Origin of the sequence: Novosphingobium sp. EMRT-2, assembly GCF_005145025.1 — a bacterium.
In the GTDB taxonomy this organism is placed as follows: Bacteria; Pseudomonadota; Alphaproteobacteria; order Sphingomonadales; family Sphingomonadaceae; genus Novosphingobium.
In genome coordinates this window covers 2,181,461-2,207,595 of record NZ_CP039695.1, presented here as the reverse complement: position 1 = coordinate 2,207,595, position 26,135 = coordinate 2,181,461, and the positions used below count along the sequence as shown (strand labels likewise).

General features: G+C 68.2%; 22 protein-coding genes and 1 pseudogene. 17 read left to right on the top strand and 6 right to left on the bottom strand.

Annotated elements, in window-relative coordinates:
- The first annotated feature begins 98 nt into the window (after positions 1–98).
- The 4 genes from polA (at position 99) to FA702_RS10880 (ending at position 7,235) form a co-directional block, all read left to right on the top strand.
- On the top strand, positions 99–2,966 hold the full coding sequence (polA, locus tag FA702_RS10895; protein WP_136956163.1) for a DNA polymerase I: 2,868 nt from the start codon (positions 99–101) through the stop codon (positions 2,964–2,966).
- 99 nt (positions 2,967–3,065) lie between these two features.
- Positions 3,066–5,210 (top strand): bifunctional diguanylate cyclase/phosphodiesterase, encoded by a 2,145-nt coding sequence (locus tag FA702_RS10890; protein ID WP_223806703.1) that lies wholly within the window; start codon positions 3,066–3,068, stop codon positions 5,208–5,210.
- A 135-nt stretch (positions 5,211–5,345) separates the two neighbouring features.
- A complete protein-coding gene (locus FA702_RS10885; protein ID WP_136956162.1) occupies positions 5,346–6,854 on the top strand; it encodes a YifB family Mg chelatase-like AAA ATPase in 1,509 nt (502 codons plus the stop codon).
- Between the two features lie 114 nt (positions 6,855–6,968).
- Positions 6,969–7,235 (top strand): hypothetical protein, encoded by a 267-nt coding sequence (locus FA702_RS10880; protein ID WP_124810123.1) that lies wholly within the window; start codon positions 6,969–6,971, stop codon positions 7,233–7,235.
- A gap of 19 nt (positions 7,236–7,254) precedes the next feature.
- Here FA702_RS10880 and FA702_RS10875 read toward each other — a convergent pair whose 3' ends face one another.
- The 3 genes and pseudogenes from FA702_RS10875 to FA702_RS10865 form a co-directional block, all read right to left on the bottom strand.
- Entirely contained in the window at positions 7,255–8,001 is a 747-nt protein-coding gene (locus FA702_RS10875; RefSeq protein WP_124810124.1) for a LytTR family DNA-binding domain-containing protein, read from the bottom strand.
- A 33-nt stretch (positions 8,002–8,034) separates the two neighbouring features.
- Positions 8,035–8,766: pseudogene (locus FA702_RS23180) on the bottom strand (sensor histidine kinase); the annotation flags it as partial.
- A gap of 1,433 nt (positions 8,767–10,199) precedes the next feature.
- On the bottom strand, positions 10,200–11,723 hold the full coding sequence (locus FA702_RS10865; RefSeq protein WP_136956161.1) for a fumarate hydratase: 1,524 nt from the start codon (positions 11,721–11,723) through the stop codon (positions 10,200–10,202).
- 242 nt (positions 11,724–11,965) lie between these two features.
- On the opposite strand from FA702_RS10865, the gene FA702_RS10860 reads away from it, so the two are divergent.
- The 6 genes from FA702_RS10860 to FA702_RS10835 all read left to right on the top strand — a co-directional run bounded on the left by FA702_RS10860 (position 11,966) and on the right by FA702_RS10835 (position 17,689).
- The gene (locus FA702_RS10860) at positions 11,966–12,574 is read left to right on the top strand and encodes a protein-L-isoaspartate O-methyltransferase (protein ID WP_136956160.1); all 609 of its coding nucleotides are present in this window, start codon (positions 11,966–11,968) and stop codon (positions 12,572–12,574) included.
- A 5-nt stretch (positions 12,575–12,579) separates the two neighbouring features.
- Positions 12,580–14,082 carry a TolC family outer membrane protein gene (locus tag FA702_RS10855; RefSeq protein WP_136956159.1) on the top strand — a complete coding sequence of 501 codons (1,503 nt, stop codon included), beginning with the start codon at positions 12,580–12,582 and terminating at the stop codon, positions 14,080–14,082.
- A gap of 43 nt (positions 14,083–14,125) precedes the next feature.
- The gene (locus FA702_RS10850; protein WP_136957363.1) at positions 14,126–14,608 is read left to right on the top strand and encodes a DUF2497 domain-containing protein; all 483 of its coding nucleotides are present in this window, start codon (positions 14,126–14,128) and stop codon (positions 14,606–14,608) included.
- Between the two features lie 94 nt (positions 14,609–14,702).
- Positions 14,703–16,883: a S9 family peptidase gene (locus tag FA702_RS10845; RefSeq protein ID WP_136956158.1), complete on the top strand. Its 2,181-nt coding sequence runs from the start codon at positions 14,703–14,705 to the stop codon at positions 16,881–16,883.
- Between the two features lie 3 nt (positions 16,884–16,886).
- A complete protein-coding gene (locus tag FA702_RS10840) occupies positions 16,887–17,318 on the top strand; it encodes a thioesterase family protein (protein WP_136956157.1) in 432 nt (143 codons plus the stop codon).
- Positions 17,315–17,689 carry a ferredoxin gene (locus FA702_RS10835; RefSeq protein WP_136956156.1) on the top strand — a complete coding sequence of 125 codons (375 nt, stop codon included), beginning with the start codon at positions 17,315–17,317 and terminating at the stop codon, positions 17,687–17,689. Before FA702_RS10840 ends, FA702_RS10835 begins: the two co-directional genes overlap by 4 nt.
- A gap of 3 nt (positions 17,690–17,692) precedes the next feature.
- On the opposite strand, the gene FA702_RS10830 is transcribed toward FA702_RS10835, so the two are convergent.
- Entirely contained in the window at positions 17,693–17,992 is a 300-nt protein-coding gene (locus tag FA702_RS10830) for a hypothetical protein (protein ID WP_136956155.1), read from the bottom strand.
- 186 nt (positions 17,993–18,178) lie between these two features.
- On the opposite strand from FA702_RS10830, the gene FA702_RS10825 reads away from it, so the two are divergent.
- The 7 genes from FA702_RS10825 to dxs all read left to right on the top strand — a co-directional run bounded on the left by FA702_RS10825 (position 18,179) and on the right by dxs (position 23,492).
- A complete protein-coding gene (locus tag FA702_RS10825; protein WP_136956154.1) occupies positions 18,179–18,613 on the top strand; it encodes a CBS domain-containing protein in 435 nt (144 codons plus the stop codon).
- Positions 18,614–18,658: 45 nt separating this feature from the next.
- Positions 18,659–18,991: an iron-sulfur cluster insertion protein ErpA gene (erpA, locus tag FA702_RS10820; RefSeq protein ID WP_136956153.1), complete on the top strand. Its 333-nt coding sequence runs from the start codon at positions 18,659–18,661 to the stop codon at positions 18,989–18,991.
- Entirely contained in the window at positions 18,988–19,770 is a 783-nt protein-coding gene (gene xth / locus FA702_RS10815; RefSeq protein WP_136956152.1) for an exodeoxyribonuclease III, read from the top strand. Before erpA ends, xth begins: the two co-directional genes overlap by 4 nt.
- 225 nt (positions 19,771–19,995) lie before the next feature.
- Positions 19,996–20,163, top strand: coding sequence for a hypothetical protein (locus FA702_RS22790; protein WP_168196050.1), 168 nt, complete (start codon positions 19,996–19,998; stop codon positions 20,161–20,163).
- Complete coding sequence (msrA, locus tag FA702_RS10810) at positions 20,163–20,840, top strand: peptide-methionine (S)-S-oxide reductase MsrA (RefSeq protein WP_136956151.1); 678 nt, start codon at positions 20,163–20,165, stop codon at positions 20,838–20,840. Before FA702_RS22790 ends, msrA begins: the two co-directional genes overlap by 1 nt.
- A 64-nt stretch (positions 20,841–20,904) precedes the next feature.
- A complete protein-coding gene (locus FA702_RS10805; RefSeq protein WP_136956150.1) occupies positions 20,905–21,375 on the top strand; it encodes a Fur family transcriptional regulator in 471 nt (156 codons plus the stop codon).
- 170 nt (positions 21,376–21,545) lie between these two features.
- Positions 21,546–23,492 carry a 1-deoxy-D-xylulose-5-phosphate synthase gene (dxs, locus tag FA702_RS10800; protein ID WP_136956149.1) on the top strand — a complete coding sequence of 649 codons (1,947 nt, stop codon included), beginning with the start codon at positions 21,546–21,548 and terminating at the stop codon, positions 23,490–23,492.
- 59 nt (positions 23,493–23,551) lie between these two features.
- Here dxs and FA702_RS10795 read toward each other — a convergent pair whose 3' ends face one another.
- Both FA702_RS10795 and thrS read right to left on the bottom strand, forming a co-directional pair.
- On the bottom strand, positions 23,552–23,824 hold the full coding sequence (locus FA702_RS10795; RefSeq protein WP_136956148.1) for a hypothetical protein: 273 nt from the start codon (positions 23,822–23,824) through the stop codon (positions 23,552–23,554).
- 277 nt (positions 23,825–24,101) lie between these two features.
- Complete coding sequence (gene thrS / locus FA702_RS10790; protein WP_136956147.1) at positions 24,102–26,093, bottom strand: threonine--tRNA ligase; 1,992 nt, start codon at positions 26,091–26,093, stop codon at positions 24,102–24,104.
- Positions 26,094–26,135: the final 42 nt, after the last annotated feature.

The window sequence follows — 26,135 nt, the reverse complement described above, 5'->3', positions numbered from 1 at the left end:
GGGTGCGATAGTCCGCCCTGTACGAGCGCCGAGCCGTTCCTTCCCGCACCGGTCTCCTGCACCTTCCGTTCCGCCGCGCAAGCGGGTACACCGCCGCGATGGACGGCACCAACAGTTCCCGGCAGCATCTCTATCTGGTCGATGGCTCGGCCTATATCTTCCGCGCCTATCACCGCCTGCCCCCGCTCACCAACCCGCAGGGCGTGCCGGTCGGCGCGGTCTATGGCTATACCACGATGCTGTGGAAGCTGGCCGACGATCTCCACAAGGCCGATGGGCCGACCCACCTTGGCGTGATTCTCGACAAGGGATCGGTCTCGTTCCGCAATGATCTTTACGAGGACTACAAGGCTAACCGCCCGCCGCCGCCAGAGGATCTGGTGCCGCAGTTCCCGCTGATCCGCGACGCCACGCGCGCGTTCAGCCTGCCCTGCATCGAGGAGGCCGGGCTGGAGGCGGACGATCTGATCGCCTCCTATGCGCGCGCGGCTGCGGCGCGCGGCTGGGACGTGACGATCGTTTCGTCCGACAAGGACCTGATGCAGCTGGTCGGCACCGCCGCCAACGGCGCGCGGATCGACATGCTGGATACAATGAAGAACCAGCGCATCGACGTGCCCGAAGTAATCGAGAAGTTCGGTGTGCCGCCGGAGAAGGTCGGCGACGTCCTGGCGCTGATGGGCGATGCGGTGGACAACGTGCCCGGCATTCGCGGCATCGGTCCCAAGACCGCGTCGAAGCTGATCCAGGAGCATGGCGATCTCGAATCCGCGCTGGCCGCCGCGCCGGCGATGAAGCCGGGCAAGTTGCGCGAAAGCCTGATCGAGCAGGCGCCGATGGCGCGCCTTTCGCGCGAACTGGTGGCGCTGAAGGAAGATTGCGACCTGCCGCTGCCGCTCGACGATTTCACGCTGGGCGCGATCCCGCCCGATCCGCTGGCGGCGTTCCTGGGCGAACACGGCTTTACCAGCCTGTTGCGCAAGCTGGGCGTCGGCGCGCTGGCTCCGGTGTCCGCCGCGCCGACGACCGGGGAAGGAGCGGGGGCTGGAGGCGTGGCGCCGGTGCAGCCCGAAAGCGCGAGCCGGCAGCCCTTGCCCGAATGGCCCGCTCTCGATCTGGGCCGCTATGCCTGCATCCAGTCGATCGGCGAGCTGGAGCAATGGATCGCCCGCGCGTTGGAGGCGCGCGTGGTGGCGATCGACACCGAAACCAGCGCGCTCGATGCGATGGCGGCGGATCTGGTCGGGGTGAGCCTGGCGCTTGGCCCCAACGACGCCTGCTACATCCCGCTGGGCCATGGCGGCACCGACATGTTCGCGGAAAAGCCGGTGCAGGTGGACAAGGCCGAGGCGCTGGCCGCGCTCAAGCCGCTGCTGGAAAGCGATGCGGTGCTCAAGGTCGGCCAGAACATCAAGTACGACCTTACCGTGCTCGCCCGCGCCGGAGAAGCGGTCGGCGGGATCGCCGTCGCGCCGATCGACGATACGATGGTGATGAGCTTCTGCCTGGATGCCGGGCGTAGCGAAACCGGCCTTGCCGGGCACGGCATGGACGAACTGTCGGAAAGGCATCTCGGCCACGCCACGATGAAGTTCAAGGACCTGTGCGGCACCGGCAAGAAGGCGATCTCGTTTGCCGAAGTGCCGCTGGCGGACGCCACGCGCTATGCCGCGGAAGACGCGGACGTCACCTGGCGGCTGCACCGCCTGTTCCAGCCCCGCCTGTCGGACGAGGGCGGCACGCGCATCTACCAGCGCGTGGACCGGCCGCTGATTCCGGTGGTGGCGATGATGGAGCGCAACGGCATCCGCGTCGACCGCGAGCGGCTGGCCGCGCTTTCGGCCGAGTTTGCCGCCCGCATCGCCGAACTGGAAACCGTGATCCACGCCAAGGCGGGCGGCCCGTTCACGATCGGCAGCCCCAAGCAGCTTGGCGAGGTGCTGTTCGACCGGCTGGGCTACAAGGGCGGCAAGAAGGGCAAGACCGGGCAGTATTCGACCGACCAGTCCGTGCTGGAAGGGCTGGCCGCGCAGGGCGCCGAAGTGGCGACGCTGGTGCTCGAATGGCGCCAGCTGTCCAAGCTCAAGTCGACGTACACCGAAGCGCTGCAGGCCGCGATCAATCCCGCGACCGGCCGCGTCCACACCAGCTACAGCCTGGTCGGCGCGCAGACCGGCCGGCTTTCCTCGAACGAGCCGAATCTCCAGAACATCCCGATCCGCACCGAGATCGGCCGCCAGATCCGCGAGGCGTTCGTGGCGGAACCGGGCAATGTGCTGCTGGCGGCCGACTATTCGCAGATCGAACTGCGGCTGGCCGCGCACATCGCCGACGTGCCGGCGCTGCGCGAAGCGTTCGAAGCGGGCGAGGACATTCACGCGCGCACCGCGACCGAGATGTTCGGCCATGTCGACCGCGACACGCGCGGGCGCGCCAAGACCATCAACTTCGCCATTCTCTATGGCATCAGCCGGTGGGGCCTGGCCGGTCGGCTCGGCACCTCGGCCGAAGAGGCGCAGGCGATGATCGACCGCTATTTCGAGCGCTTCCCCGGCATCCAGCGCTATATCCACGAGACGCTGGAGAGCGTGCGCGAGCGCGGCTATTCCGAGACGCTGTTCGGTCGCAAGACCTGGTTCCCGCGCATCAATTCGAAGAACCAGGCGGAACGGCAAGGTAGCGAGCGCGCGGCGATCAACGCGCCGATTCAGGGCACCAGCGCCGACATCATCAAGCGGGCCATGGCGCGCATGATGCCCGCGCTGGAGGAGGCCGGGCTGGGCGGCGTCCGCATGCTGCTGCAAGTGCACGACGAACTGGTGTTCGAGGTACCGGAAGGCGATGTCGAGGCGGCCAAGCCGGTGATCGAGCGGGTCATGGCGGGCGCTGCGGAACCCGCTGTAAAACTTTCGGTTCCGCTGGGCGTCGAGATCGGCACCGGCGCCAGTTGGGGCGCGGCGCACTGATCGCGGTAACGGTCTGCAAGTGCTTGTTGCAATGCGAAAATAATTAACCACTTCGGACTATTTTCCTGCTCCGGGCGCAACGGGCCGAAGGGGCGGCGAATGGACGCGATGGGTGGTTTCCCGGCAAACGACTGGGGTGACGGCGACGAGGGTGGCGGACAGGAGGTTTGGGAAGCCGGCCTCCTGCTTGATGCCACCCGCGCCGTTGCCGCCGCCGAGGAAGCCGCGCGACAGGCCGAGCAGCGGTTCCGCGAGGCGCTGGACGCGCTTCCGCAGGGCATCGTCTTTCTCGATGCCGAAGGGCGCTACATCCACTGGAACGAGGAATACGCGCGCATCTATCACCGGTCTGCCGACCTGTTCCGGCGCGGGGCGCGGCTGGTCGACACGCTGCGCGAAGGCATTGCCCGGGGCGACTATCCCGAAGCGCACGGGCGCGAGGAGGAATGGCTGGCCGACCGGCTCGACCGGCTGGAACACGCGGCCGACCGCCACGAACAATGGCTGTCCGACGGCCGCTGCATCATGATCGAGGAGCGCAAGACCAGCGATGGCGGCACCATCGGCCTGCGCGTGGACATCACCGAGATGAAGCAGCGCGAGGAATCGTTTCGCCTGCTGTTCGAAAGCAATCCGGTGCCCCTGCTGGTCTATGATCCGGCGGAGGACGCGATCGTTTCGGCCAACGCCGCCGCCGCCGACCACTTCGGCTATGACCTTGCCGAACTGGCGGGGCTGCCGGCGGAACGCCTGTTCGCGGCCGAGGAATGGAGCGAGGCGCAGCGCCTGCTGGCGACGACTGGATCGCAGAAGGATCGCTTCTGGCGTCAGCTGCGCAAGGACGGGCAGGAACTCGAATCGGTCCTGTTCACGCGGCAGTCGATGCTCGATGGCCGGCTGGCCACGATCGCCTCGGTCTTCGACGTGACCGAGCGGCGCAAGGTGGAGGCACGCATCGCGCACATGGCGCGGCATGACGAGCTGACCGGCCTTGCCAACCGCGCGCACTGCCGCGAGCGGCTGCGCGATCTGCTGACCGGGGTGCGCCAGAACGGCCGGTCGGTGACCGTCGCGCTGATCGATCTCGATCACTTCAAGCCGATCAACGACACGTTCGGCCATCTCGTCGGCGATGCTCTGTTGGCGGAGGCGGCGCGGCGCATGGCCAGCCTGGTGCCCGACGATGGCCTGCTGTGCCGGATCGGCGGCGACGAATTCGCGGTGATCTTCGAAAGGCAGTCGCGCACGACGGTCGATTACGTCGCCAAGGCGATCATCACCGCGATGAAGGAGACTTTCAGCGTCAGCGGCTGTTCGCTGCATATCGGCGCCACGATCGGCATGGCATCGGCACCCGACGATACCGCCAACCCGGAAACGCTGCTGCGCTACGCCGATCTGGCCCTCTATGCCGCCAAGGCCGACCGGCGGGGCACGATGCGCCGCTTCGTGCGCGACATGGACGTCGCCGCGCAGGAAAAGAGCTTGCTGGAGGCCGATTTCCGCAAGGCGATCCGGCTGGGCGAACTGGCGGTCCACTATCAGCCGCTGATCGATCTCGCGACCGGCGAGGTCGAATGCTACGAGGCGCTGGTGCGCTGGCACCACCCCGTGCGCGGCATGGTGATGCCCGACGCGTTCATCGGCCTGGCCGAGGAAATCGGCCTGATCGACGTGGTCGGCCAGTTCGTGCTGCAGAGTGCCTGCCGCGAGGCGATGATGTGGCCCGCGCACGTCAAGCTGGCGGTCAATGTCTCGCCCATCCAGTTCCGTTCGCCCAACCTGCTGGGCATCGTGGTGCAGGCGCTGTCGTCGGCGGGCATGGACCCGCGGCGGCTGGAGCTGGAAATCACCGAAGCCGTCCTGATGGAAAAGGGGCCGCAGGTTTCCGGCATGATCGCATCGATCCGCGCGCTGGGCGTGGGTATATCGATGGACGATTTCGGGACCGGCTACAGCTCGCTCAGCTATCTGCTGAGCTACCCCTTCACCAAGATCAAGATCGACAAGTCCTTCGTGCGCGACTTGCATCAGGAGCCCAATTCGCAGGCGGTGGTGCGCGCGATCATCGGTCTGGGCCACAGCCTGGGCCTGACCGTCACCGCCGAAGGCATCGAGGAGGAAACGGTGCTGGATTACCTGCGTGGCGAAGGATGTGCGCAGGGGCAGGGCTACCTGATCGGCCGGGCGCGGCCCGCGAACGAACTGGGCATGACGCGCGCGATCGCGAAAGACGCGGGCTGACCCACCCGGCGGGGCGGACAGGCACAACTGGGTCCGATTTGGCGGTGTCGTCCGCTGGCGTCTTGGCATCGCCATGGCGCTCCGCAATGCTTCCCGCCCGGCCACGCGGTGCCGTTGGGAAGCGACGGGGGACCGATGGTCGCGCTGGTTTCGACAGTGGCCTATCTGGGGCTGGACGCCCGCGCGGTGGAAGTCCAGTGCCAGATCGCGCCGGGCCTGCCCGCGTTCCGGCTGGTCGGCCTGCCCGACAAGGCGGTGGGCGAAAGCCGCGAGCGGGTGCAGTCCGCGCTCGCCGCATTGGGGCTGGCCCTGCCGCCCAAGCGCATCACCATCAACCTTTCACCGGCCGACCTGCCCAAGGAAGGCTCGCATTACGACCTGCCGGTCGCGCTGGCGCTGCTGGCGGCGATGGGCGTGGTCGATCGCGAACAGATCGCGGACTATCTGGCCGTGGGCGAACTGGCGCTGGACGGGCGGATCATCGCCAGCCCCGGTGTACTTCTGGCGGCGCTTCATGCCAGCGGGGCGGACAAGGGCCTGATCTGCCCCGCCGCGCAAGGCACCGAGGCGCGCTGGGCCAGCGGGATCGACGTGATCGCCGCGCCAAATCTCGTCTCGCTCCTCAACCACCTGAAAGGCACGCAGCGCTTGCCCCCGCCTACGCCGGGCGAGGCCGATCCGCCGCGCCGCATGGCGGACCTGCGGCAGGTGAAAGGCCAGGAAACCGCCAAGCGCGCGCTGGAGATCGCGGCGGCGGGCGGGCACAACCTGCTGATGATCGGCCCGCCGGGCGCGGGCAAATCGCTGATGGCATCGTGCCTGCCCGGCATCCTGCCCGAACTGACGCCGGCCGAGGCGCTGGAAGTCTCGATGGTCGCTTCGGTCGCCGGGCTGCTGGAGGACGGGCGGATCAGCCGCGCGCGCCCGTTCCGCTGCCCGCACCATTCCGCCTCGATGGCGGCGCTGACCGGCGGGGGCCTGCGCGTGCGGCCGGGCGAGGTCAGCCTGGCGCACCTGGGCGTGCTGTTCCTTGACGAACTGCCCGAATTCCAGCGCGCGGTGCTCGATTCGCTGCGCCAGCCGCTGGAAGCGGGCGAAGTCTCGGTGGCGCGGGCCAATGCCCATGTCACCTTCCCCGCGCGCGTCCAGCTGGTCGCGGCGATGAACCCGTGCCGCTGCGGCCATCTCGGCGATCCGGCGCTCGGGTGCAGCCGCGCGCCGAAATGCGCGGCGGACTATCAGTCCAAGGTGTCCGGCCCGCTGCTCGACCGGATCGACCTGCATGTCGAGGTCGATCCGGTGTCCGCGGCCGATCTCGCCTTGCCGCCGCCGGCGGAAGGATCGGACGAGGTGGCCGCCCGTGTGACGGCCGCGCGCGCGATCCAGACGGCGCGGCTGGCGGGCAGCGGGCGGCGCAATAATGCTGAGCTCGATGGCGAGTTGCTCGATCGCCACGCCACCCCGGACGAGCCGGGCCGCAGGCTGTTGTTGCAGGCGGCGGAAGCGATGCGGCTGTCGGCGCGGGGCTATACCCGGATGCTGCGTGTGGCGCGCACGATCGCCGATCTCTGCGGCGCGGAGACGGTCGGCCGCGTCCACGTCGCCGAAGCGCTCAGTTATCGCCGCATGGCGCCGCGCGCGTGACGTCTTGAAGCTGGACGATCGTCCGAATTTGCGGCAACTCTCCTCTCGCTGGCGATTGTCCGGAGGAGCGGCAGGGTGCGCGGATTGGGACGAAACGGGATTCGGGCATCGCTGATGGCGGCTCTGGCGATCGCGCCGCTCGCCCTGTGGTCCGGCCCCGTCGGCGCGCAGGAGGACCATTCGGGCCTCACCCGCGAAACCTACCGCAAGACCTGCCTGCTCTGCCACAGCAAGGCCGCGCCCGAGGGCGTGGCGCCATGGATCCTCGAAGGGCTGCGCCCGGTACCGGGATTGAAGCCCGCCGATGCCATGCCGGGCGTCACCTGCTGGCGCCGCTGCGAGATTTGCAAGGGCCGGCATGTGCCGGAAGCGAAACGCTGAGAATCCCGGACGCCGGGGATCAGCGTCCTGCCATCGCCTTGGCCTTGGCCAGATAGGTGCGTCCGATCCGGAGCGGCGTGCCATCCGCCAGTTCCGCCGACCAGACGCCAAGGCCATCATGCCGCAACCCGTTGATCCGGTCCCGTCGCACGATCGTCGAGCGGTGCAGGCGGATGAAGCGATCGGGATCGAGCCGATTTTCCAGGCCCTGGATCGTGTGCAGCATCAGGTAGCTGCGTGGCCCCACGTGCAGCCGCACATAGTCGCGCTCGGCATCGATGCGCTCGATGTCGGCGGCGGCGACGCGGACCAGTTCGGAGCGGTGCGGCACCCAGAATTCCTCGATCCAGTCACCCTTGGACGGCGCGGCGGCCGATGGTTCCGTGGTGGGGGTGGCGGCTCCATTGGCGATCCGGGCCAGCGCGCGCTCGATCGCGCGTTCCAGCCGGTCCTGCGCAACAGGCTTCAGCACATAGTCCACCGCATCGAGGTCGAAGGCTTCCACGGCGAAGTGATCGTGCGCGGTCACGAAGATCACCGCCGGCCGCTGCGCCTGGCCGGAAAGCTGGCGCGCCACCGAAAGGCCGTCCACTTCGGGCATCGTCATGTCGAGCAGGATCAGGTCGGGCGTCAGCGCCTCGACCAGCCGCAGTGCCGCCGCGCCATCGCTGGCGGTGCCGACCACGGTGATCGCGGGCAGGCGCGAACAGAGGATCTGCATCCGTTCCACCGCCAGCGGCTCGTCGTCCACGATCAGGGTTCGCATACCGTTTCCTCCCGTCTGTTCTTCCATGCCCGTTCAGCAGTTCCCGCCGTCCACGCGGGGGATGGTGAGCACCGTGGCATAGCCCCCCGCCGGCAGCGGGCCGCTATCGACATGCGCGAAATCGCCGAAGCGCGCGGCCAGCCGGTTGCGCACGTTGGCAAGGCCAATGCCGGTGCCACCGTTGCCGCTGGCCTTGCCCGGCCCGTCGTCGGCCACGGTCAGCACCAGCAGCCCGTCGGCCTCGCGCGCGCTGATGCGGATGGTGACCGGCCGCGTGGTGGCGGAGACAGCATATTTGATCGAGTTTTCGACCAGCGGCTGCAGGATCATGCCGGGCACGCAGGCCTGGGCCAGGGTTTCCGGCACGTCGAATTCGGTACGCAGCCGGTCGGGAAAGCGCACCGCCTCGATTTCGAGGTAGTGGCGCTGCAAGGCGATCTCGTCGGCCAGCGGCACGTCTGACGTGGGATCGGCGGCCAGGCTATGGCGGTAGAAGCTGGAGATCGTCTGGATCATCCGTTCGGCCCGCTCGCCGCGCCCGGTCATGACCAGCGCGGACAGCGAATTGAGCGTGTTGAACAGGAAATGCGGGTTCACCTGATAGCGCAGCGAGCGCAGCTCCGCCGCCTTGGCGGCGCGGCGGTATTCGCCCTCGCGCCATTCGGCGGCGCGCGCCATCTCTCCATTGCCAAGCGCGAGGTAAAGCGCGGCCCAGGCGATCAGCAGGAAATAGCGGCCCAGCGCGACATCGGTGAGCTGCCGCCACAGCCCTTCCTCGTGCATCGCGTTGCGCACGATGGCGAATTCATAGGGTTCGGCGCTGGCGCTTGCGGAAGGCGGCGCGGACGGCTGCGGCGGTGCGGGGCTGGTCGAAACGGACGCGGGGGCCGAAGCCGCCGGCGCGGGAGAAGGGCTCGCGGCGGGCGCCGTTTGCGTGGCAGACGCATGGTGCTTGTGCGCCGGCGCTGCCGAGCGCGGCGAGGCGGCTGGCGTGGGCGATGCCGAGGACTTGCCGGCGGGCGCGGATGCCGCGCGGGCGGGAGCCGGCGGCGCGGGCGGTACCGGCATCGCGGCGGGCGGGGGCGGCGGGGGCGGAACCGTGATGCCGGCTTCCGCCAGTTCGCGGCGGACTTCCTCGAACGCCTTGCGCCGCTCCTCGGCGGCGATGCGGCGGCCTTCCTCCATCGCCTTGCGGCGCTCGGCCGAAGCGATGCGGTTGGCTTCGGCCGCCTGCGCGCGGCCATCGCCGACCTGGCGGCGCGCGTTCTCGATGGCGCGGGCGATGTCCTCGGCGTCGTCGCCATCGACATCCGCCGTCATCCGGCCGGTGCGGACCTGCGCGGTGCCGTCCGCGTTATGGCGCACGATCACGCCGCCCGGCGCGATCATCTCGGAACTGCCATCCGCCTTGCGGCGCACGGTCAGCGGGAAATCGGGCGCTGGTGGGGGTGCGGGGGGAACCTGCGCGGCTGGCGGTTCCGGGGGGGACGGGGGCGGCGGGGCCGTTTTCGGCGCGACCGGATCGGGCAGGTCGACCAGGACGTTGCCCGACAGGTCATGCCGCATCCGGATGCGGCCGGAAGGGGCGGCAGCGGTGGTCTGCCCCGGCACGGGGGACGCGCTGCCCGCATCGGTTGGGGCGGTGGTGTGCGCGTCGCCGGTTTCCTTCGCCGCTTCCTCGTTGAGCTTGCGCTCCATGATGCGCTGTTCGATCGAGGCGAAGGCCTCCTGATTGATGACCGCCAGCGCCAGCGCGGCCGGAAGCATGATGACCAGCGACGCGCCGATGCGCAGGCCGATGCCGCGTCCGTCGAAGCGGCGGAGCAGTGGCCAGGCGAGCAGCGTGACCACGATTCCGGCCAGCGTCACCAGCGCGCGCCGCCACAGCAGTTCCTGGAATTCGCCCAGTTCGACCACCATGCCGCGCACGGTGACGAGCAGGAAGTAGCACAGCCACAGCGCGGCCGCCGACAGCACGACCTGCCGGGCGGGAACATGGGGGCGGGCGGAGAGCGCGTCTGCTTCTCCGATGGGATAGGCGGAATCTGAAGCCATTGCCGCCTTCTACACCGGGTTCAGCCCTCCGCGCCAGCGCGGCTGGTCGGCGCGAATCTGCGGTTGGTCGAGCAATGGGGCCGGAGATGCGCGCGCCGCAGGGAGCGCATCTCCGGCAGAAGGATCGGGTCAGGTCGCCCCGGTCAGGCGGGCAGCAGGCCTTCCTCGGCGATCTTCTTCTTCCACACCAGCGGGGCAAGCTGGTGCACGTTCTGGCCTTCGCTGTCGACGGCCACCGTCACCGGCATGTCCTGCACGGTGAATTCGTAGATCGCTTCCATGCCCAGATCCGCGAAGCCCACGACTTTCGCTTCCTTGATCGCGCGCGCGACAAGGTAGGCCGCGCCGCCGACCGCCATGAGGTAAGCAGACTTGTGGTTGGCGATAGACTGCGTGGCCGCAGGGCCGCGCTCCGCCTTGCCCACGCTGGCCAGCAGGCCCAGGTCGAGCATCTGGTCGGAGAAGCTGTCCATGCGGGTGGCGGTGGTGGGGCCGGCCGGGCCGACCACTTCGTCGCGCACCGGATCGACCGGGCCGACGTAGTAGATCACGCGGCCCTTGAAATCGACGGGCAGCTCCTCGCCCTTCGCGAGCATGTCTTTGATCCGCTTGTGCGCGGCATCGCGGCCGGTCAGCATCCGGCCGTTGAGCAGCAGGCGATCGCCCGCCTTCCAGCCCTGCACCTCTTCAGACGTCAGGCTGTCGAGATCGACGCGCTTCGCCGCGCTGTCGGGCGCCCAGTGGACTTCGGGCCATTCGTCGAGCTTGGGGCGTTCGAGGAAGCTGGGGCCGGAGCCGTCGAGCGTGAAGTGCGCGTGGCGCGTGGCGGCGCAGTTGGGGATCATCGCGATCGGCTTGCCGGCGGCGTGGCACGGCGCGTCCATGATCTTGACGTCGAGGATCGTCGAAAGCCCGCCCAGGCCCTGCGCGCCGATGCCGAGCGCGTTGACCTTGTCGAAGATCTCGATGCGCAGCTTCTCGATGTCGTTCTGCGGACCGCGCTCCTTGAGCTGGGCCATGTCGATCGGTTCCATCAGCGCCTTCTTGGCCAGCAGCACGCAATGTTCCGCGGTGCCACCGATGCCGATGCCGAGCATGCCGGGCGGGCACCAGCCCGCGCCCATCTGCGGCAGCATGTCCACCACCCAGTCGACGATCGAATCGCTGGGGTTCATCATCTTGAACTTGGACTTGTTTTCCGAGCCTCCGCCCTTGGCTGCGACATCGACCGAAACCTTGCTGCCCTTCACCATGTCGACATGGAGCACGCAGGGCGTGTTGTCCTTGGTGTTGCGGCGGGTGAAGGCGGGATCGGCCAGCACCGAGGCGCGCAGCTTGTTGTCGGGATTCAGGTAGGCGCGGCGCACGCCTTCATCGACCACGTCCTGCAGCGACCGGTCGGATTCGAGCCGGCAATCCTGCCCCCACTGGATGAACACGTTGACGATGCCGGTGTCCTGGCAGATCGGCCGGTGGCCTTCGGCGCACATGCGGCTGTTGGTCAGGATCTGGGCGATGGCGTCCTTCGCCGCCGGGCCTTGCTCGGCCTTGTAGGCTTCGCCCAGCGCGCGGATATAGTCCATCGGATGAAAGTAGCTGATGTATTGCAGCGCGTCGGCGACGCTTTCGATCAGGTCTTCTTCCCGGATTGTCACCATTTCCGCCATTGTCGCTGACTCCTTCGTCGCTGCCTGATCGGCGCCGGCCGGACCGATTGGCCGATTGAATCGATGGGCGCCCCTTACGCGCCGACGGGCGACGTGCAAAGCGCTTGGCGTCGGGAAGGCGATATTCTACAGGCGGTGCCCGGAAGCCCGGACTGGAATGCCCCGACACCGGCGTTGCACTGGTGTATTGATGGTGTAATACAGTGGCGGGTCGCTTTTGCAGGCCAGTTACGAGGGATAGCATGACAGTGGTGGAAGATCGGCCGATGGGCGCCGAGACCGGTGCGGACCTTGCCCCGGCGCGGCGCGCGATGATCGACAGCCAGCTCCGGGTGAGCGGTGTCAACGATCCGGCGATTCTCGCCGCTTTCGCCGCCATCCCTCGCGAGGATTTCGTGCCGGCGGAACGGCGCGCGGTGGCCTATGCCGATCGCGCGGTGCCGCTGGGCGACGGCGCGGTGTTGGCGCCGGCGCTGACGCATGGCCAGATGCTGACCGCCGCCGAACCGGTGGCCGGGGACACGGCGCTGGTGATCGGCAAGCCCGGCACCTATCTCGCCGCCGTCGTCGGCAGGCTGGTGGGTAGTGTCACGCTGGCCGCGCCGGGAGCGGCCGTGGACGGCGGCCCCTATTCGCTGATCCTGATCGATGGCGCGATCGAAGTGGCGCCCGCGGCGCTCGTGGCGGCGCTTGCCGATGACGGCCGCGTCGTGACCGGCCTGATCGAACGCGGCGTGGCGCGGCTGGCCATCGGCCGCAAGGTCGCTGGCGAAATCGCTTTCGCCAGCCTGGGCGAAGCGGATTTCGCGGCGCTGGCCGACTATGCCGCGCCGAAGAAGTGGAGCTTCTGAACGTCATGACGAAAACGGGGAGGGACAGGGCCGGACGAGCAAGCGCGTGGCAGCGCGCGGCTCTGCTGGGGTCGGCGTTCGGGTCGGCGCTGGCGGTTCCGGCCGCCCCTGCCCTGGCGGACGACCTGCGCGAGGCGCTGGTCGGGGCCTATAACACCAACCCGACGCTGCAGGCCGCGCGCGCCAACCAGCGCGCCACCGACGCGGGTGTCGCCGCCGCCAAGGCTCCGGGCCTGCCCAGCCTGGCCGGTACCGCGACCTATACCGAATTCGTCAAGAACAGCCCGGTCTCGTTCACCGCGCCGGCGCGCGTGCTGGTGGGTGAGGTCAACGCCGGCGTGCCGGTCTATTCGGGCGGGTCCGTGCGCAATTCGGTCCATGCCGCCGAAACCCGCGTGCTCGCCGGCCAGGCCAGCCTGCGCGGCACCGAATCGGGCGTCTTCAGCCAGACCGTGGCCGCCTATATGGACGTGATCCGCGATCAGGCGATCGTCGGGCTCAACCGCAGCAACGTGCAGGTTCTGGAAGTGAACCTGAAGGCGACGAGCGACCGCTTCGAGATCGGCGACGTGACGCGGACCGACGTGGCGCAGTCGAATTCGCGCCTCGCGCTGGCGCGCGGGCAGTTGCGGCAGGCCGAGGCCAATCTCGTCACCAGCCGCGAAACCTACATCCAGGTGGTGGGCAAGGTGCCGGCCGATCTGGAAGCGCCGCCGCCGCTGCCGGGCCTGCCGGCCACGCCCGACGATGCGGTGCAGATTGCGCTGGCCAACAATCCCGATCTCCAGGCCGCGCAAGAACAGAGCAAGGCCGCCGGCTTCGATACCAAGGCGGCCGGCGCATCGCGGCTGCCCAAGCTCTCGCTGTTCGCCACGGGCGATTACTACAACTACGTCAACTCGCTGAAGTTTGCCGAAAATAACCAGGTCGTGTCGGTCCAGCCCTACACCACGGCGCAGGCCGGTGTGCGGGCCACGATTCCGCTGTTCCAAGGCGGTTTGCCCGCCGCGCAGATCCGCCAGGCGCAGGCGCGCGAAGGCGCGGCGCTGGAACAGGAGATCGGCGTCGAACGGCAGGTGATCGCCACCGTGCGCGCCGCCTATTCCTCGTGGAAGGCGGCGAACGACGTGATCACGATGAACCAGACGGCGGTCGACGCGGCGGCGCTGAGCCTGGAAGGCGTGCGCGCGGAAAACACCGTGGGCAACCGCACGATTCTCGACATCCTCAACGCCGAGCAGGAACTGCTCAACGCGCAGGTCCAGCTCGTTACCGCGCGGCGCAACGCCTATGTCGCCGGGTTCAACCTGCTGTCCGCCATGGGCAAGGCGCAGGCCAAGGACCTGGGGCTGGACGGCGGCGTGCTCTACGATCCCGAAGTCAACTACGACCGGGTCCGGAACAACATATGGGACTGGGCGCACGATCCCGCACCTGTCGCCCAATCCACGCGCACCGTTGACACACCGGCCCAGGATGCGACAATTCCTTCTCAGACTGCTCCGTAACGGTGGGGATTCGGAGCGTCTGTTGCAGGGGTGCGAAACGGTGATGCGGCAGGCTGGTGAACCTTCGGTCGAGGAAATTCTCGAATCGATCAAGAAGGTGATCGCACGGGATAACCGTGCCGAATCCGCGCAGGCGCGCGCGCGGCGCGAAGCGCCCGCGCCCACCCCGGCCGCACCCGCCGCGCGGCCGGCCGATGTTCTGGATCTTGCCGAGGAGGACGCGGAGGTCCTCCTGGCAGGGGACGCGTGCGATGACGAGGGCGATGCCATGACGGACGAGAACGACGCACCGCTGCTTCCGGAAACCGCCGCGGTTTCGATGCGCGATTCGCTGGCGGCCCTGTCGATGCTGTCCCAACCGGGCGCGCAGCCGCAGATCGTCCGTTCGGGCGAGACCTCGCTGGAAGGCATGGTGCGCGACATGCTGCGCCCGATGCTGGCCGAATGGCTGGAAAAGAACCTTCCCGGCATGGTCGAACGGATGGTCGCCGCCGAAATCACGCGGATCGTCGGCAAGAAGGGCTGACCCGCCGCCGCTTCTGGCCGGGCGGGCAGCAAACGGAATACCCTTCCGTCCGATTCGCTTTGCCTTCGATCGCGGAGCCGCTAACCCGGTTTCCATGAAAACCTTCTCGCTTCGCGCGGCGCTGCTGGCCGCCTGCTTCGTTTCGCCGCTTTCCGCTCCGATCGCCTTCGCGGCCGCCGGAGCCGCTCCGCCGCCGATGTCGGCGCAGGATCTGGTCACGCTCAACCGGCTGGGATCGGCCACGGTCTCGCCCGACGGGGCGTGGGCGGCCTATACCCTGACCACCACCGATCCCGTCACCTACAAGCGCACCACGGCAATCTGGCTGAGATCGCTGGCGGACGCGAAGGCGGCGCCGGTGAAGCTGGCGTGGGAAGGGTCGGTCAGCGATCCGGCCTTCGCGGCGGACGGCACGCTGTGGTTGTTGTCTGACCGCAAGCCCGCCGGCGCCGCCGCCGATGCGGCCGCGACTACGCAAGTCTGGTCGGTGCGGCCGGCCACGCCCGACAGCGCGCGGCAGGTGACGGCGTTCAAGGCCGATGTCGCCGGGTTCAAGCTTTCGCCCGATGGCCGGCGGCTGGCGGTGTGGGGCGATATCGCGCGCAACTGCCCCACGTTCGGCGGGTGCGAAGGCGATGGCAACACCAGCCTGCCGGGGCCGGGCACGGGGCGGCTCTACAAGGACGGCACGGGCTTCGTCCGGCACTGGGACGCGTGGGAGACGCCGGGCAACTTCAGCCGCGTGTTCGCCTTCGCGCTGGGGGCTGACGGGCGGGTCGATACCGACAGCGGCCGCGCGCTCGATGGCGATCCGGCGCAGGGTGGCCTTGTCGGCGATGCGCCGACCAAGCCGTTCGGCGATGGCGGGGAAATCGCGTGGAGCGCCGATGGCCGCGCGGTGATCTATGCCGCGCGGCAGGCGGACCGGAACGAGCCGCATTCGACCAACATCGATCTGTGGTGGGCGCCGGCCGATGGTTCCGCCCCGAAGAACCTGACCGCGGCCAACACGGCGACCGACACGATGCCGGCGGTCTCGCCCGACGGCAAGTGGCTGGCCTATGCCGCGATGGCGCGGCCCGGCTATGAAAGCGACCGGCTGGTCGTTCACCTGCGCAACCTCGCCACCGGCGAGGATCGCGCGCTGACCGGCGGCTGGGACCGTTCGGTCGCCTCGCTGACCTGGACGCCCGATGGCAAGGCCCTGATCGCCACGGCCGAGGACGTGCTCGATACCCCCGCGTTCCGCATCGACGCGGCGAGCGGCAAGGTTGCGCGGCTGGCGCTTTCGCCCGACAAGGCGCGCGAAGGGCACATCAGCAACGTCTTGCCGCTCAAAGACGGGAGGGTGGTGTTCCTGCGCGATACGATCGACGCACCGGCCGAGCTTTATGTGGCCAAGGCGGGCAAGCCGGGGGTCCGGCTGACCGATGCGGCGGCCACGACCATGGCCGAACGCGCGCCGGTGGTGACCCGCCGCCTCAGCTTCACGGGTGCGAATGGCGATACGGTGTGGGGCTGGGTGACCAAGCCCGCCGGTGCCACCGGCAAGCTGCCCGCGATCCTCTATGTCCATGGCGGACCGCAGGGCTCGTTCAACGACAGCTGGTCCAACCGCTGGAACGCGCGCGTCGTGGCGAGCCAGGGCTATGCCGTGGTCGCGATCGATTTCCACGGCTCGACCGGCTACGGTCAGGCCTTTGTCGATGCGATCAACCGCGACTGGGGCGGCAAGCCGCTGGAGGACCTGCAGAAGGGGCTGGCCGCCGCCGCGGCGGGCGATCCCCAGATCGACGAGAGCAACGCCTGCGCGATGGGCGCGTCCTATGGCGGGTACATGATGAACTGGATCGAGGGCCAGTGGTCCGACAAGTTCAAGTGCATCGTCCAGCACGATGGCGTGTTCGACGCGCGTGCCATGGCCTACGAAACCGAGGAGCTGTGGTTCGACGAATGGGAACACGGCGGGCACCCCTATTACGAGGCGCCCGAGGAGTTCGAGAAGTGGAACCCGGTGAACCACGTGGCCAAGTGGAAGACGCCGATGCTGGTGGTGACGAGCGAGAAGGACTTCCGCATTCCCTATACCCAGGGCCTTGCCGCCTTCACCGCGTTGCAGATGCGCAAGGTCCCGTCCGAGCTGCTGGTCTTCCCCGACGAGAACCACTGGGTGCTCAAGGCGAAGAATTCGCTGCAATGGCACCAGACGGTGTTCGCCTGGCTGGACCGCTGGCTGCATCACGGTGGCGCAATGGGCGGCAGCAAGGCGGACTGAACAATGGCAAAACCCGATCCGGCGCTGCTTGATGCCGCGCGCTATCCGTTCGACCTCGAAATCACGACCCGCTTCGCCGATCTCGATCCCAACGACCACATCAACAACGTGGCCATCGCGGCGGTGCTGGAGGATGCGCGCGTGCGCTTCAACGAGGCGCTGGGCTTCCGCACCGTGATCCGGCCGCTGCGCGCGATGGTGGCGAGCGTTTCGATCGACTATCTGGCGCAAGGGCATTATCCGCAGCCGCTGCGCTGCCACGTGGGCGCGGTCGCGCTCGGGCGGACGAGCTGGACCGTGCAGCAATTGCTGATGCAGGGCGATGCCGCCGTCGCCACGGCGCGGACGGTGATCTTCTGCGTCGACGGGGACCGACCCCACCCGCTGCCGGATGCGGCGCGTGCCGCGATCGATCAATGGATGCTCCGCGCATGACCGTTTCGCCCGAAGAACTGGCGCAGGCGGAAATCGCGCTGGAAAAGCTGGGCGGCTTCGCGCCGCGCCGGCACATCTTCCTCTGCGTCGATCCGGAAAAGGACAAGTGCTGTCCGCGCGAAGTGGGGCAGGAAAGCTGGGCCTTCCTCAAGAAGCGGCTGGGAGAACTGAAGCTGGGCGGATCGTCGGGCGTGCTGCGTAACAAGGCGGGATGCCTGCGCGTGTGCCTCGCGGGGCCGGTGGCGGTCGTCTATCCCGAAGGCGTGTGGTATCATTCCTGCACGCCGCCGGTGCTGGAACGGATCCTCCAGGAGCACCTGATCGGCGGGGTGCCGGTGGAGGATTACAGGCTCAACCCGCCGGCGGGCTGAAGCCTATCCGCCCCACTCCTGGTCGTGTTCGAACGGGTCCTCGATCGCCTCGTCGTGCCCGGTGCCGCTGGACAGGAAGACCAGCCCCATCAGCGCCGCCATCAGCATCATCGTCAGGCCGATGCCCAGGGTGATCGCGATGTAGAGATGGATGGAGACGAAGCCGACCGACTCGTAGAGATAGGTCGCGACCATCGCGATCACGCACAGCGTGACCAGCCCCATCCAGCGCATCAGCCGGAAATAGCGCGCCCAGGCGAAGCGGGCGTTCGCGGGGTCGTCTAGCGGGGATACTCTGGGCATATCGCGCTTCTCCATGCGCCGCGCGGCAGGGGCTGGCAATCGCTTTCGCCGTCAACGCTCTTTACTGTCACCGCGATGGTGGCATGATCGGTCGAACGGGCAGCGAACCGCGATGGCGCAAGCCAGGGCGGGGACCGGCAAGCCCGGATCAGGAAGAGGTTGCACCTAACGGGGAAGGATAGCGTCATGACCATTGCCAGGCTGATTGCCGGGCGCGGAGCGGAGGTGTGGCGGTGCCACGCCGAGGATACCGTGGCCGATGCGGTTGAAGTGCTCGCGAAGAAGCGCATCGGCGCGCTTCCGGTGCAGGATGGCGACGGGGATGGCGTGGCCGGCATCTTCTCGGAACGCGATGTGCTCTATTCGCTGCAGAACCACGGGGCCGATGCGCTGCGGATGAAAGTGCGCGACGTGATGACCGCGCCGGTCATCACGATCGCGCCGGAAACCTCGGTGATGGAAGCGCTCGCGTTGATGACGCGGCGGCGGTTCCGCCATCTGCCGGTGGTCGAGAACGGACGGATGATCGCCTTCGTCTCGATCGGCGATCTCGTGAAGTACCGCATCGACCGCATCGAGGCCGAGGCGGACGCCATGCGGGTCTATATCCAGCAGGCCTAACGGCGCCGCTTGAGTGACGGGCGGACCATGCCTATCTTGTCGGGCATGACAGAACCCGCCGTCTCGCTTGCACCCAGTGCAGCCACCCGCGTCGCCGCGATCGCCGCGAAGCAGGGCAAGCCCGCCATTCTCCGGCTTTCGGTGGAAGGCGGCGGCTGTTCGGGCTTCCAGTACCGCTTCGGGCTGGACGAAGCCGCGCAAGACGATGATTCGATCGCGGAGACCGACGGTGTGCGGCTGGTGGTCGATCCGGTCAGCCTCGATCTGCTGGCGGGCAGCGTGGTCGAATACGTCGAATCGCTGGGCGGTTCGGCCTTCCGCGTGACCAATCCCAACGCGGCATCGGGCTGCGGTTGCGGCTCCTCTTTCGCGGTATGAACACGATCAAGGTTGCCAGCTTCAACATCAACGGCATCAAGGCGCGCCTGCCGCGCCTGCTCGAATGGCTGGAGGAAACCCGCCCCGCGGTCGCCTGCCTGCAGGAGATCAAGACGCAGGACGAAGGTTTCCCCGCCGCGGAGTTCGAAAAGATCGGTTACCACGCCATCTGGCACGGCCAGAAGGGTTTCAACGGCGTGGCGATCCTGGCGGATGGCGAGAAGCCGGCGGAGGCGCATCGCGGGCTGCCCGGCGATCCGGACGACGAACACGCGCGCTATCTGGAAGCCGACGTGTTCGGGCTGCGCGTGGTGTGCATCTACCTGCCCAACGGCAATCCGCAGCCGGGGCCGAAGTTCGATTACAAGCTGCGCTGGATGGAACGCCTGCGCGCCCGCATGGCCGAGATTGCGGCGCAAGAAATCCCGGCGCTGGTGATCGGCGACTACAACGTGATTCCCGAGGACAAGGACACGTTCTCGGTCCGCGCGATGGCCACCGACGCGCTGATGCAGCCCGAATCGCGCGATGCCTATCGCCGGCTGACCAACGATGGCTGGACGGACGCGATCGACCTGCACAACCCGCGCGGCGGGGTGTGGACCTTCTGGGACTATCAGGCCGGCGCGTGGCAGCGCGACCATGGCTTCCGCATCGATCACGCGCTGCTTTCGCCCGAACTGGCCGACCGGCTGGTGGCGGCCGGGGTCGACAAGGCCTATCGCGGGCGCGAGAAGGCGAGCGACCACGCGCCCGTATGGGTCAGCCTGCGCGCCTGAAGGCGCGCTTCCCGCATCCTCCGTTCGTCGCATTTGGGCGGGATCGGCCATGTCGATCGTCGAATGCCCCTTGTCCTGCCGGCAAGGCTCCCTACGTGGGCCGCGCCGTGTTGCTCCGCAAAAAGTCGCCGGCTGTGTAACGCTTCACAGCGCGGCGGCGAAGAACGGGGCATGATCGACATACGTTCCCAGGGCGCCTTGCCGCCATTACCAAGAGATCCCCTCATGGGCCTGTTCACGCCTGACTTCTTCCGCGCTCTCCTCGTCGGCTTCCTGATCGGCACGGCCGGCATGGCGCTTTCGATCGGATCGGACGTGCGGGCGGAAGGCGCCAAGGCGGGCGCGCCGGTAGACGTGGCGCAGGCCGCCGCGCCCGCGCCCGGAGCGCGGTGATGACGCGGCGGGCACCGGGCCTGGCCGTCGCGCTTGCGCTCGTTCTGGCCGCCTGCCAGCAGCCCGCGCAGGCCGAAGGCGTGGTCGCCACGCCCGAGGCGGCAGTGAAGGCCAGCGAGGCGCCTGGACGGCGCACGGCGGTGTTCGCCGGCGGTTGCTTCTGGGGCATGGAGGCGGTGTTCAGCCACGTGAAGGGCGTGACCAGCGTGGTATCGGGCTTCGAAGGCGGCGGCGCGCGCGACGCGCGCTACGAAACCGTCAGCACCGGGCGCACCGGCCATGCGGAATCGGTGCGGATCACTTACGATCCGGCGCGCATCCGCTATGACGAGCTGCTGCGGATATTCTTCGGCGTGGCCAGCGATCCCACCCAGCTCAACCGGCAGGGGCCGGACGTCGGCACGCAGTACCGCAACGCCATCGTGCCGCAGAGCCCGGAGCAGGCGCGCGTAGCCGCCGCCTATATCGCGCAGCTGCGGCGGGCGAACCTGTGGCGCGCGCCGATCGTCACCGCGATCGAGCCCAACCGCGGGTTTTACGCGGCGGAGGCCTATCACCAGGACTTCATGCTGCGGAACCCCGATCACGGCTATATCCGCCGCTGGGACGTGCCCAAGGTCGATGCGCTGAAGCGCACGTTCCCGCAGTTCTGGAAAGCTTCGTTCACGGTGAACTGAGGCCGGCTGGCGCAATGGCTCCGGAGCGATTGCACCGGGCGCATGGCGCTCCTATCTAGGGCACATGCCGGGGCATCATCATCACGAACACGTCGGAGACACGCTGGTCGGCGCCGCGCGCGACGTGCTCGTCGCCTCGGGCGAACAATGGACCGACATGCGCGCCGACGTGTTCGAAGCGCTGGCCGAACGGGAAAAGCCCGCCTCGGCCTATGACATCGCCGAAACCGTGGGCGCGCGGCGGGGCAAGCGCGTGGCCGCCAACAGCGTCTATCGCATCCTCGACCTGTTCGTGCGCACCAACCTGGCCCGGCGTGTGGAAAGCGCCAACGCCTATGTCGCCAACAGCCATCCCGGCTGCCGCCACGATTGCATCTTCCTGATCTGCGATTCGTGCGGGCATACGATCCATATCGATGACGATCGCCTGACCGGTGCCTTGCGCCAGGCGGCGCAGGATGCGGGCTTCGCCGATGTGCGGCCGGTGGTGGAAATCCGCGGCCGCTGCGGGGATTGCGGCCAAGCCCCTTCCTGATCGGCCGGGCACGCGCGCACAGCGCGGATCGCCGCGTCCCATTGGCCCCGTCGGTGGTTCGTTTGAGCGCGGCGCGGCCGGCCATGCCCGCGCCATTTATCGTATTTTCCGTCGGGCGTTGCCGGCTTGTCACAATCGACAGGCCGGGGGCAAGGGTGTAAGGCGCAGGGATGTCGTTAGAACGAGACCGTCCCTTGCTGGAGGGAGTAGAGACGCCGGTTGATTTTCGGGGCTGGCCGTTGCCGCGTTTGCGGGCATTGGCGGACGAGGTCCGGGCGGAGATGATCGCGGCGGTGGGGCAGACGGGCGGTCACCTGGGGTCTGGCCTTGGGGTGGTGGAGCTGACGGTGGCGCTGCACTACGTGTTCGACACGCCGCGTGACCGGCTGGTGTGGGACGTGGGGCACCAGGCCTATCCGCACAAGATCCTGACCGGCCGGCGCGAGCGGATGCGCACGCTGCGCCAGGGTGGTGGCCTTTCGGGCTTCACCAAGCGGTCGGAGAGCGAATACGACCCGTTCGGCACGGCGCATTCGTCGACGTCGATCTCGGCGGCGCTGGGCTTTGCCGTGGCCAACAAGCTGTCGGGCGCGCCGGGCAAGGGCATCGCGGTGATCGGCGATGGCGCGATGTCGGCGGGCATGGCCTACGAGGCGATGAACAACGCGCAGGCCGCCGGCAACCGGCTGGTGGTGATCCTCAACGACAACGACATGTCGATCGCGCCGCCGGTAGGCGGGCTTTCGGCCTATCTCGCGCGGCTGGTGTCGTCGCGCCCGTTCCTGGAGCTGCGCGAGCTGGCCAAGCGGCTGTCGCGCAAGCTGCCGCGCCCGCTGCACGAGGCCGCGCGCAAGACCGACGAGTTCGCGCGCGGCATGGCGATGGGCGGTACGCTGTTCGAGGAGCTGGGGTTCTACTACGTCGGCCCGATCGACGGGCACAATCTGGACCAGCTGATCCCGGTGCTGGAGAACGTGCGCGACGCGGCCGAGGGGCCGTGCCTGGTCCATGTCGTGACGCAGAAGGGCAAGGGCTATGCCCCGGCCGAGGCGGCGGCGGACAAGTACCACGGGGTGCAGAAGTTCAACGTCGTCACCGGCGAACAGGCCAAGGCCCCGCCGGGACCGCCGAGCTATACCGGCGTGTTCGCGCAGGCCCTGCTGGCCGAAGCGCGGCGCGATCCGGCGATCTGCGCGATCACCGCGGCGATGCCTTCGGGCACGGGGCTCGACAAGTTCCAGCAGGCGTTCCCCGAACGCAGCTTCGACGTCGGCATTGCCGAACAGCACGCGGTAACCTTCGCGGCGGGGCTTGCCGCGCAGGGGATGCGGCCGTTCTGCGCGATCTATTCCACGTTCCTGCAGCGCGCCTATGACCAGGTGGTGCACGACGTGGCGATCCAGAACCTGCCGGTGCGCTTCGCGATCGACCGTGCGGGTCTGGTGGGTGCCGACGGGGCGACGCATGCCGGCAGCTTCGACGTGACCTACCTCGCCACGCTGCCCAACATGGTGGTGATGGCGGCGGCGGACGAGGCGGAACTGGTGCACATGACGCACACCGCCGCGCTGCATGACACGGGTCCGATCGCGTTCCGCTATCCGCGCGGCAACGGCACCGGCGTGGCGCTGCCCGCGGTTCCGGAGCGGCTGGAGATCGGCAAGGGCCGGATCGTGCGCGGCGGTGACAAGCCGCACGGCAAGGTTGCTCTGCTCTCGCTGGGCACGCGCCTCGCTGAGGCGTTGAAGGCGGCGGACCAGCTCGAAGCCAAGGGCCTTGCCACCACGGTCGCCGACCTGCGCTTCGCCAAGCCGCTCGACGAGGACCTGATCCGGCGGCTGATGGCGAGCCACGAGGTCATCGTGACGATCGAGGAAGGCGCGATCGGCGGGTTCGGCGCGCACGTGCTGACCATGGCGAGCGACCAGGGGCTGACCGATGCGGGCCTCAAGATCCGCACCATGCGCCTGCCGGACGTGTTCCAGGACCAGGACAACCCCGACAAACAGTACGACGAAGCCGGCCTCAACGCCCCCCAGATCGTCGATACCGTCCTCACCGCCCTCCGACACAACTCTACAGGCGTCGAGCACGATACGCTCGAGGCTAGAGCCTGAGGAAACGGGGGAAATAGTGCGAGGGGCATACCCCTCGCGCTCCCCGTCCTTGTCTGGTTTCACCAATACCCGAGCTTGACCTGCTCGATGGCATCCCAGCGGCTCTCGGTTTTGCGAAAGACATAAGCGCCGATTTCACCGTTCGGCGAGGCGTAGGACACGAACGCGAAATTTTCCGAATAGGCCGGTCCGTTCACATGCATCGCGCAATCCTGACCGCGCGCAATGCCGTAGAGCTTGGCTGTTTCGGCTTGCATGTCGCGCCAGTTCATGGCGATGGCTTGGGCCGCACGGCGGGCATCTGGGTTCTTCACGGCTTGCGCGGTAAGCATGGCTGGTGGGCCAGCTTCTGCTACTGGCTTCATAATAGCCGTTGGGCCGCCAACGGCTACGCATGGACTTTCTGCCGTAAGCAATTGTCGCGCAACGACGGCGTCCACGAGTTCATCGCCCGTCTTGGGTGTGGCTGTGCAGGCCGTCAGGAGCCCAACGCAGAGAATGATCCACCGCATCGCGCGGGTATAGCATCCGGGCCGGCGTCCACAAATATGGTGCTTGCCAAGCTCAAGGCGGTCCGGGGGCCGATGGCCCCCGGGACCAGCCTCATTCCTACCGCAAATCGGGCGGCGTCGCTTCGCCCTTCAGCAGGGCGATGGCTTCCGCCAGCGGCATCACCTTCTGCTGCTGTTCGCCCAGCGTGCGGATGGCGACGGTGCCTTCCTCGGCCTCGCGCTTGCCCACGACGAGCAGGTACGGGACCTTCTGCAGCGAGTGTTCGCGCACCTTGTAGTTGATCTTCTCGTTGCGCAGGTCGATTTCGGCGCGGATGCCGGCTGCCTGCAACTGCGCCAGCGCATCGCGGGCATAGTCGTCGGCTTCCGAAACGATCGTGGCGACCACGGCCTGCACCGGGGCGAGCCATGCCGGCAGGCGGCCGGCGAAATGTTCGATCAGGATGCCGATGAAGCGCTCGTAGGAGCCGAAGATCGCGCGGTGCAGCATGACCGGGCGGTGCTTCTCGCCGTCCTCGGCGATGTAGCTCGCGTCCAGCCGTTCGGGCAGCACGCGGTCCGACTGGATCGTGCCGACCTGCCAGGTGCGGCCGATCGCGTCGGTCAGGTGCCATTCCAGCTTGGGCGCATAGAACGCGCCCTCGCCGGGCAGTTCCTCCCAGCCGTATTCCTCGGTGGCGAGGCCCGCGCGCACGACCGCGTCGCGCAGCTCGCTTTCGGCCTGGTCCCACATCGCCTCGGTGCCGAAGCGCTTTTCCGGGCGCAGCGCCAGCTTGATCGCATACGTGAAGCCGAAGTCCTTGTAGATGCGGTCGGCCAGCGCGCAGAACGCGCGAACTTCGTCGACGATCTGGTCTTCGCGGCAGAAGATGTGGGCATCGTCCTGCGTGAACTGGCGCACGCGCATCAGCCCGTGGAGCGCGCCGTGCGGCTCGTTGCGGTGGCAGCAGCCGTTCTCGTAGAGCCGCAGCGGCAGATCGCGGTAGGACTTGATGCCCTGGCGGAAGATCAGCACGTGCGCCGGGCAGTTCATCGGCTTGAGCGCCATCCAGTCGGCCTCGCCCGAGATCACCGGGCCGTCGTCCTCGGTGTTGGGCACCTCGTCGGGGATCACGAACATGTTTTCGCGATACTTGCCCCAGTGGCCGGACTGCTCCCACTGGCGCGCGTCCATCACCTGCGGGGTCTTGACCTCGCGATAGCCGGCGGCGTCGATCGCGCGGCGCATGTAGGCTTCAAGTTCGCGCCACACGCGGAAGCCCTTGGGGTGCCAGAACACGCTGCCGTGCGCTTCCTGCTGGAGATGGAACAGGTCCATTTCCCCGCCCAGCTTGCGGTGATCGCGCTTGGCGGCTTCCTCCAGCCGCGTCAGGTGGGCATCGAGCTGCTTCTTGTTCAGCCAGCCGGTGCCGTAGATGCGGCTCAGCATCGCGTTTTTCTGGTCGCCGCGCCAGTAGGCGCCGGACACGCGCGTCAGCTTGAAGGCCTGCGGATCAAGCTTGCCGGTGGAGGCGAGGTGCGGCCCCCGGCACATGTCGAGCCAGTCGTCGCCCGACCAGTAGACCGTCAGTGGCTCGTCGCCCGGCAGCTCGGCGGCCCATTCGGCCTTGAACGTCTCGCCCTGCTGCTTCCAGCGGCTGATCAGCTGTTCGCGGCTCCACACCTCGCGGCGCAGCGGCTTGTCGGCGGCGATCAGCGCGCGCATCTTCGCCTCGATCGCGGGCAGGTCCTCCTCGGTGAAGGGCCGATCCTTTGGCGCGAAGTCGTAGTAGAAACCGTCGTCGGTCGCCGGGCCGAAGGTGATCTGCGTGCCCGGGAACAGCGCCTGCACCGCTTCCGCCAGCAGGTGCGCGTAATCGTGCCGGACCAGTTCGAGCGCGTCCGCCTCGTCCCTCGCGGTGACGAGCGCGAGCTGCGCGTCGGCTTCCAGCGGGCGCGTGATGTCGCGCAGCTCGCCATCGACGCGCGCGGCGAGGGCCGCCTTGGCAAGGCCCGGCCCGATCGCGGCGGCGATGTCCGCCGGGGTGGTGCCCGGCGCCACTTCGCGCACGGAACCGTCGGGCAGGGTGATCTTCAGAAGCTCGGACATGGGCACTCTCTGGCTGTCAGCGTCTGGCGCTTTGGCACAAGG

What these genes read in the sequence shown, in the direction of transcription:
- polA (WP_136956163.1), top strand. Translation starts at nt 99, where the DNA reads ATGGACGGCACCAACAGTTCCCGGCAGCATCTCTATCTGGTCGATGGC.
- FA702_RS10890 (WP_223806703.1), top strand. Translation starts at nt 3,066, where the DNA reads ATGGACGCGATGGGTGGTTTCCCGGCAAACGACTGGGGTGACGGCGAC.
- FA702_RS10885 (WP_136956162.1), top strand. Translation starts at nt 5,346, where the DNA reads ATGGTCGCGCTGGTTTCGACAGTGGCCTATCTGGGGCTGGACGCCCGC.
- FA702_RS10880 (WP_124810123.1), top strand. Translation starts at nt 6,969, where the DNA reads ATGGCGGCTCTGGCGATCGCGCCGCTCGCCCTGTGGTCCGGCCCCGTC.
- FA702_RS10875 (WP_124810124.1), bottom strand. Translation starts at nt 8,001, where the DNA reads ATGCGAACCCTGATCGTGGACGACGAGCCGCTGGCGGTGGAACGGATG.
- FA702_RS10865 (WP_136956161.1), bottom strand. Translation starts at nt 11,723, where the DNA reads ATGGCGGAAATGGTGACAATCCGGGAAGAAGACCTGATCGAAAGCGTC.
- FA702_RS10860 (WP_136956160.1), top strand. Translation starts at nt 11,966, where the DNA reads ATGACAGTGGTGGAAGATCGGCCGATGGGCGCCGAGACCGGTGCGGAC.
- FA702_RS10855 (WP_136956159.1), top strand. Translation starts at nt 12,580, where the DNA reads ATGACGAAAACGGGGAGGGACAGGGCCGGACGAGCAAGCGCGTGGCAG.
- FA702_RS10850 (WP_136957363.1), top strand. Translation starts at nt 14,126, where the DNA reads ATGCGGCAGGCTGGTGAACCTTCGGTCGAGGAAATTCTCGAATCGATC.
- FA702_RS10845 (WP_136956158.1), top strand. Translation starts at nt 14,703, where the DNA reads ATGAAAACCTTCTCGCTTCGCGCGGCGCTGCTGGCCGCCTGCTTCGTT.
- FA702_RS10840 (WP_136956157.1), top strand. Translation starts at nt 16,887, where the DNA reads ATGGCAAAACCCGATCCGGCGCTGCTTGATGCCGCGCGCTATCCGTTC.
- FA702_RS10835 (WP_136956156.1), top strand. Translation starts at nt 17,315, where the DNA reads ATGACCGTTTCGCCCGAAGAACTGGCGCAGGCGGAAATCGCGCTGGAA.
- FA702_RS10830 (WP_136956155.1), bottom strand. Translation starts at nt 17,992, where the DNA reads ATGCCCAGAGTATCCCCGCTAGACGACCCCGCGAACGCCCGCTTCGCC.
- FA702_RS10825 (WP_136956154.1), top strand. Translation starts at nt 18,179, where the DNA reads ATGACCATTGCCAGGCTGATTGCCGGGCGCGGAGCGGAGGTGTGGCGG.
- erpA (WP_136956153.1), top strand. Translation starts at nt 18,659, where the DNA reads ATGACAGAACCCGCCGTCTCGCTTGCACCCAGTGCAGCCACCCGCGTC.
- xth (WP_136956152.1), top strand. Translation starts at nt 18,988, where the DNA reads ATGAACACGATCAAGGTTGCCAGCTTCAACATCAACGGCATCAAGGCG.
- FA702_RS22790 (WP_168196050.1), top strand. Translation starts at nt 19,996, where the DNA reads ATGGGCCTGTTCACGCCTGACTTCTTCCGCGCTCTCCTCGTCGGCTTC.
- msrA (WP_136956151.1), top strand. Translation starts at nt 20,163, where the DNA reads ATGACGCGGCGGGCACCGGGCCTGGCCGTCGCGCTTGCGCTCGTTCTG.
- FA702_RS10805 (WP_136956150.1), top strand. Translation starts at nt 20,905, where the DNA reads ATGCCGGGGCATCATCATCACGAACACGTCGGAGACACGCTGGTCGGC.
- dxs (WP_136956149.1), top strand. Translation starts at nt 21,546, where the DNA reads ATGTCGTTAGAACGAGACCGTCCCTTGCTGGAGGGAGTAGAGACGCCG.
- FA702_RS10795 (WP_136956148.1), bottom strand. Translation starts at nt 23,824, where the DNA reads ATGCTTACCGCGCAAGCCGTGAAGAACCCAGATGCCCGCCGTGCGGCC.
- thrS (WP_136956147.1), bottom strand. Translation starts at nt 26,093, where the DNA reads ATGTCCGAGCTTCTGAAGATCACCCTGCCCGACGGTTCCGTGCGCGAA.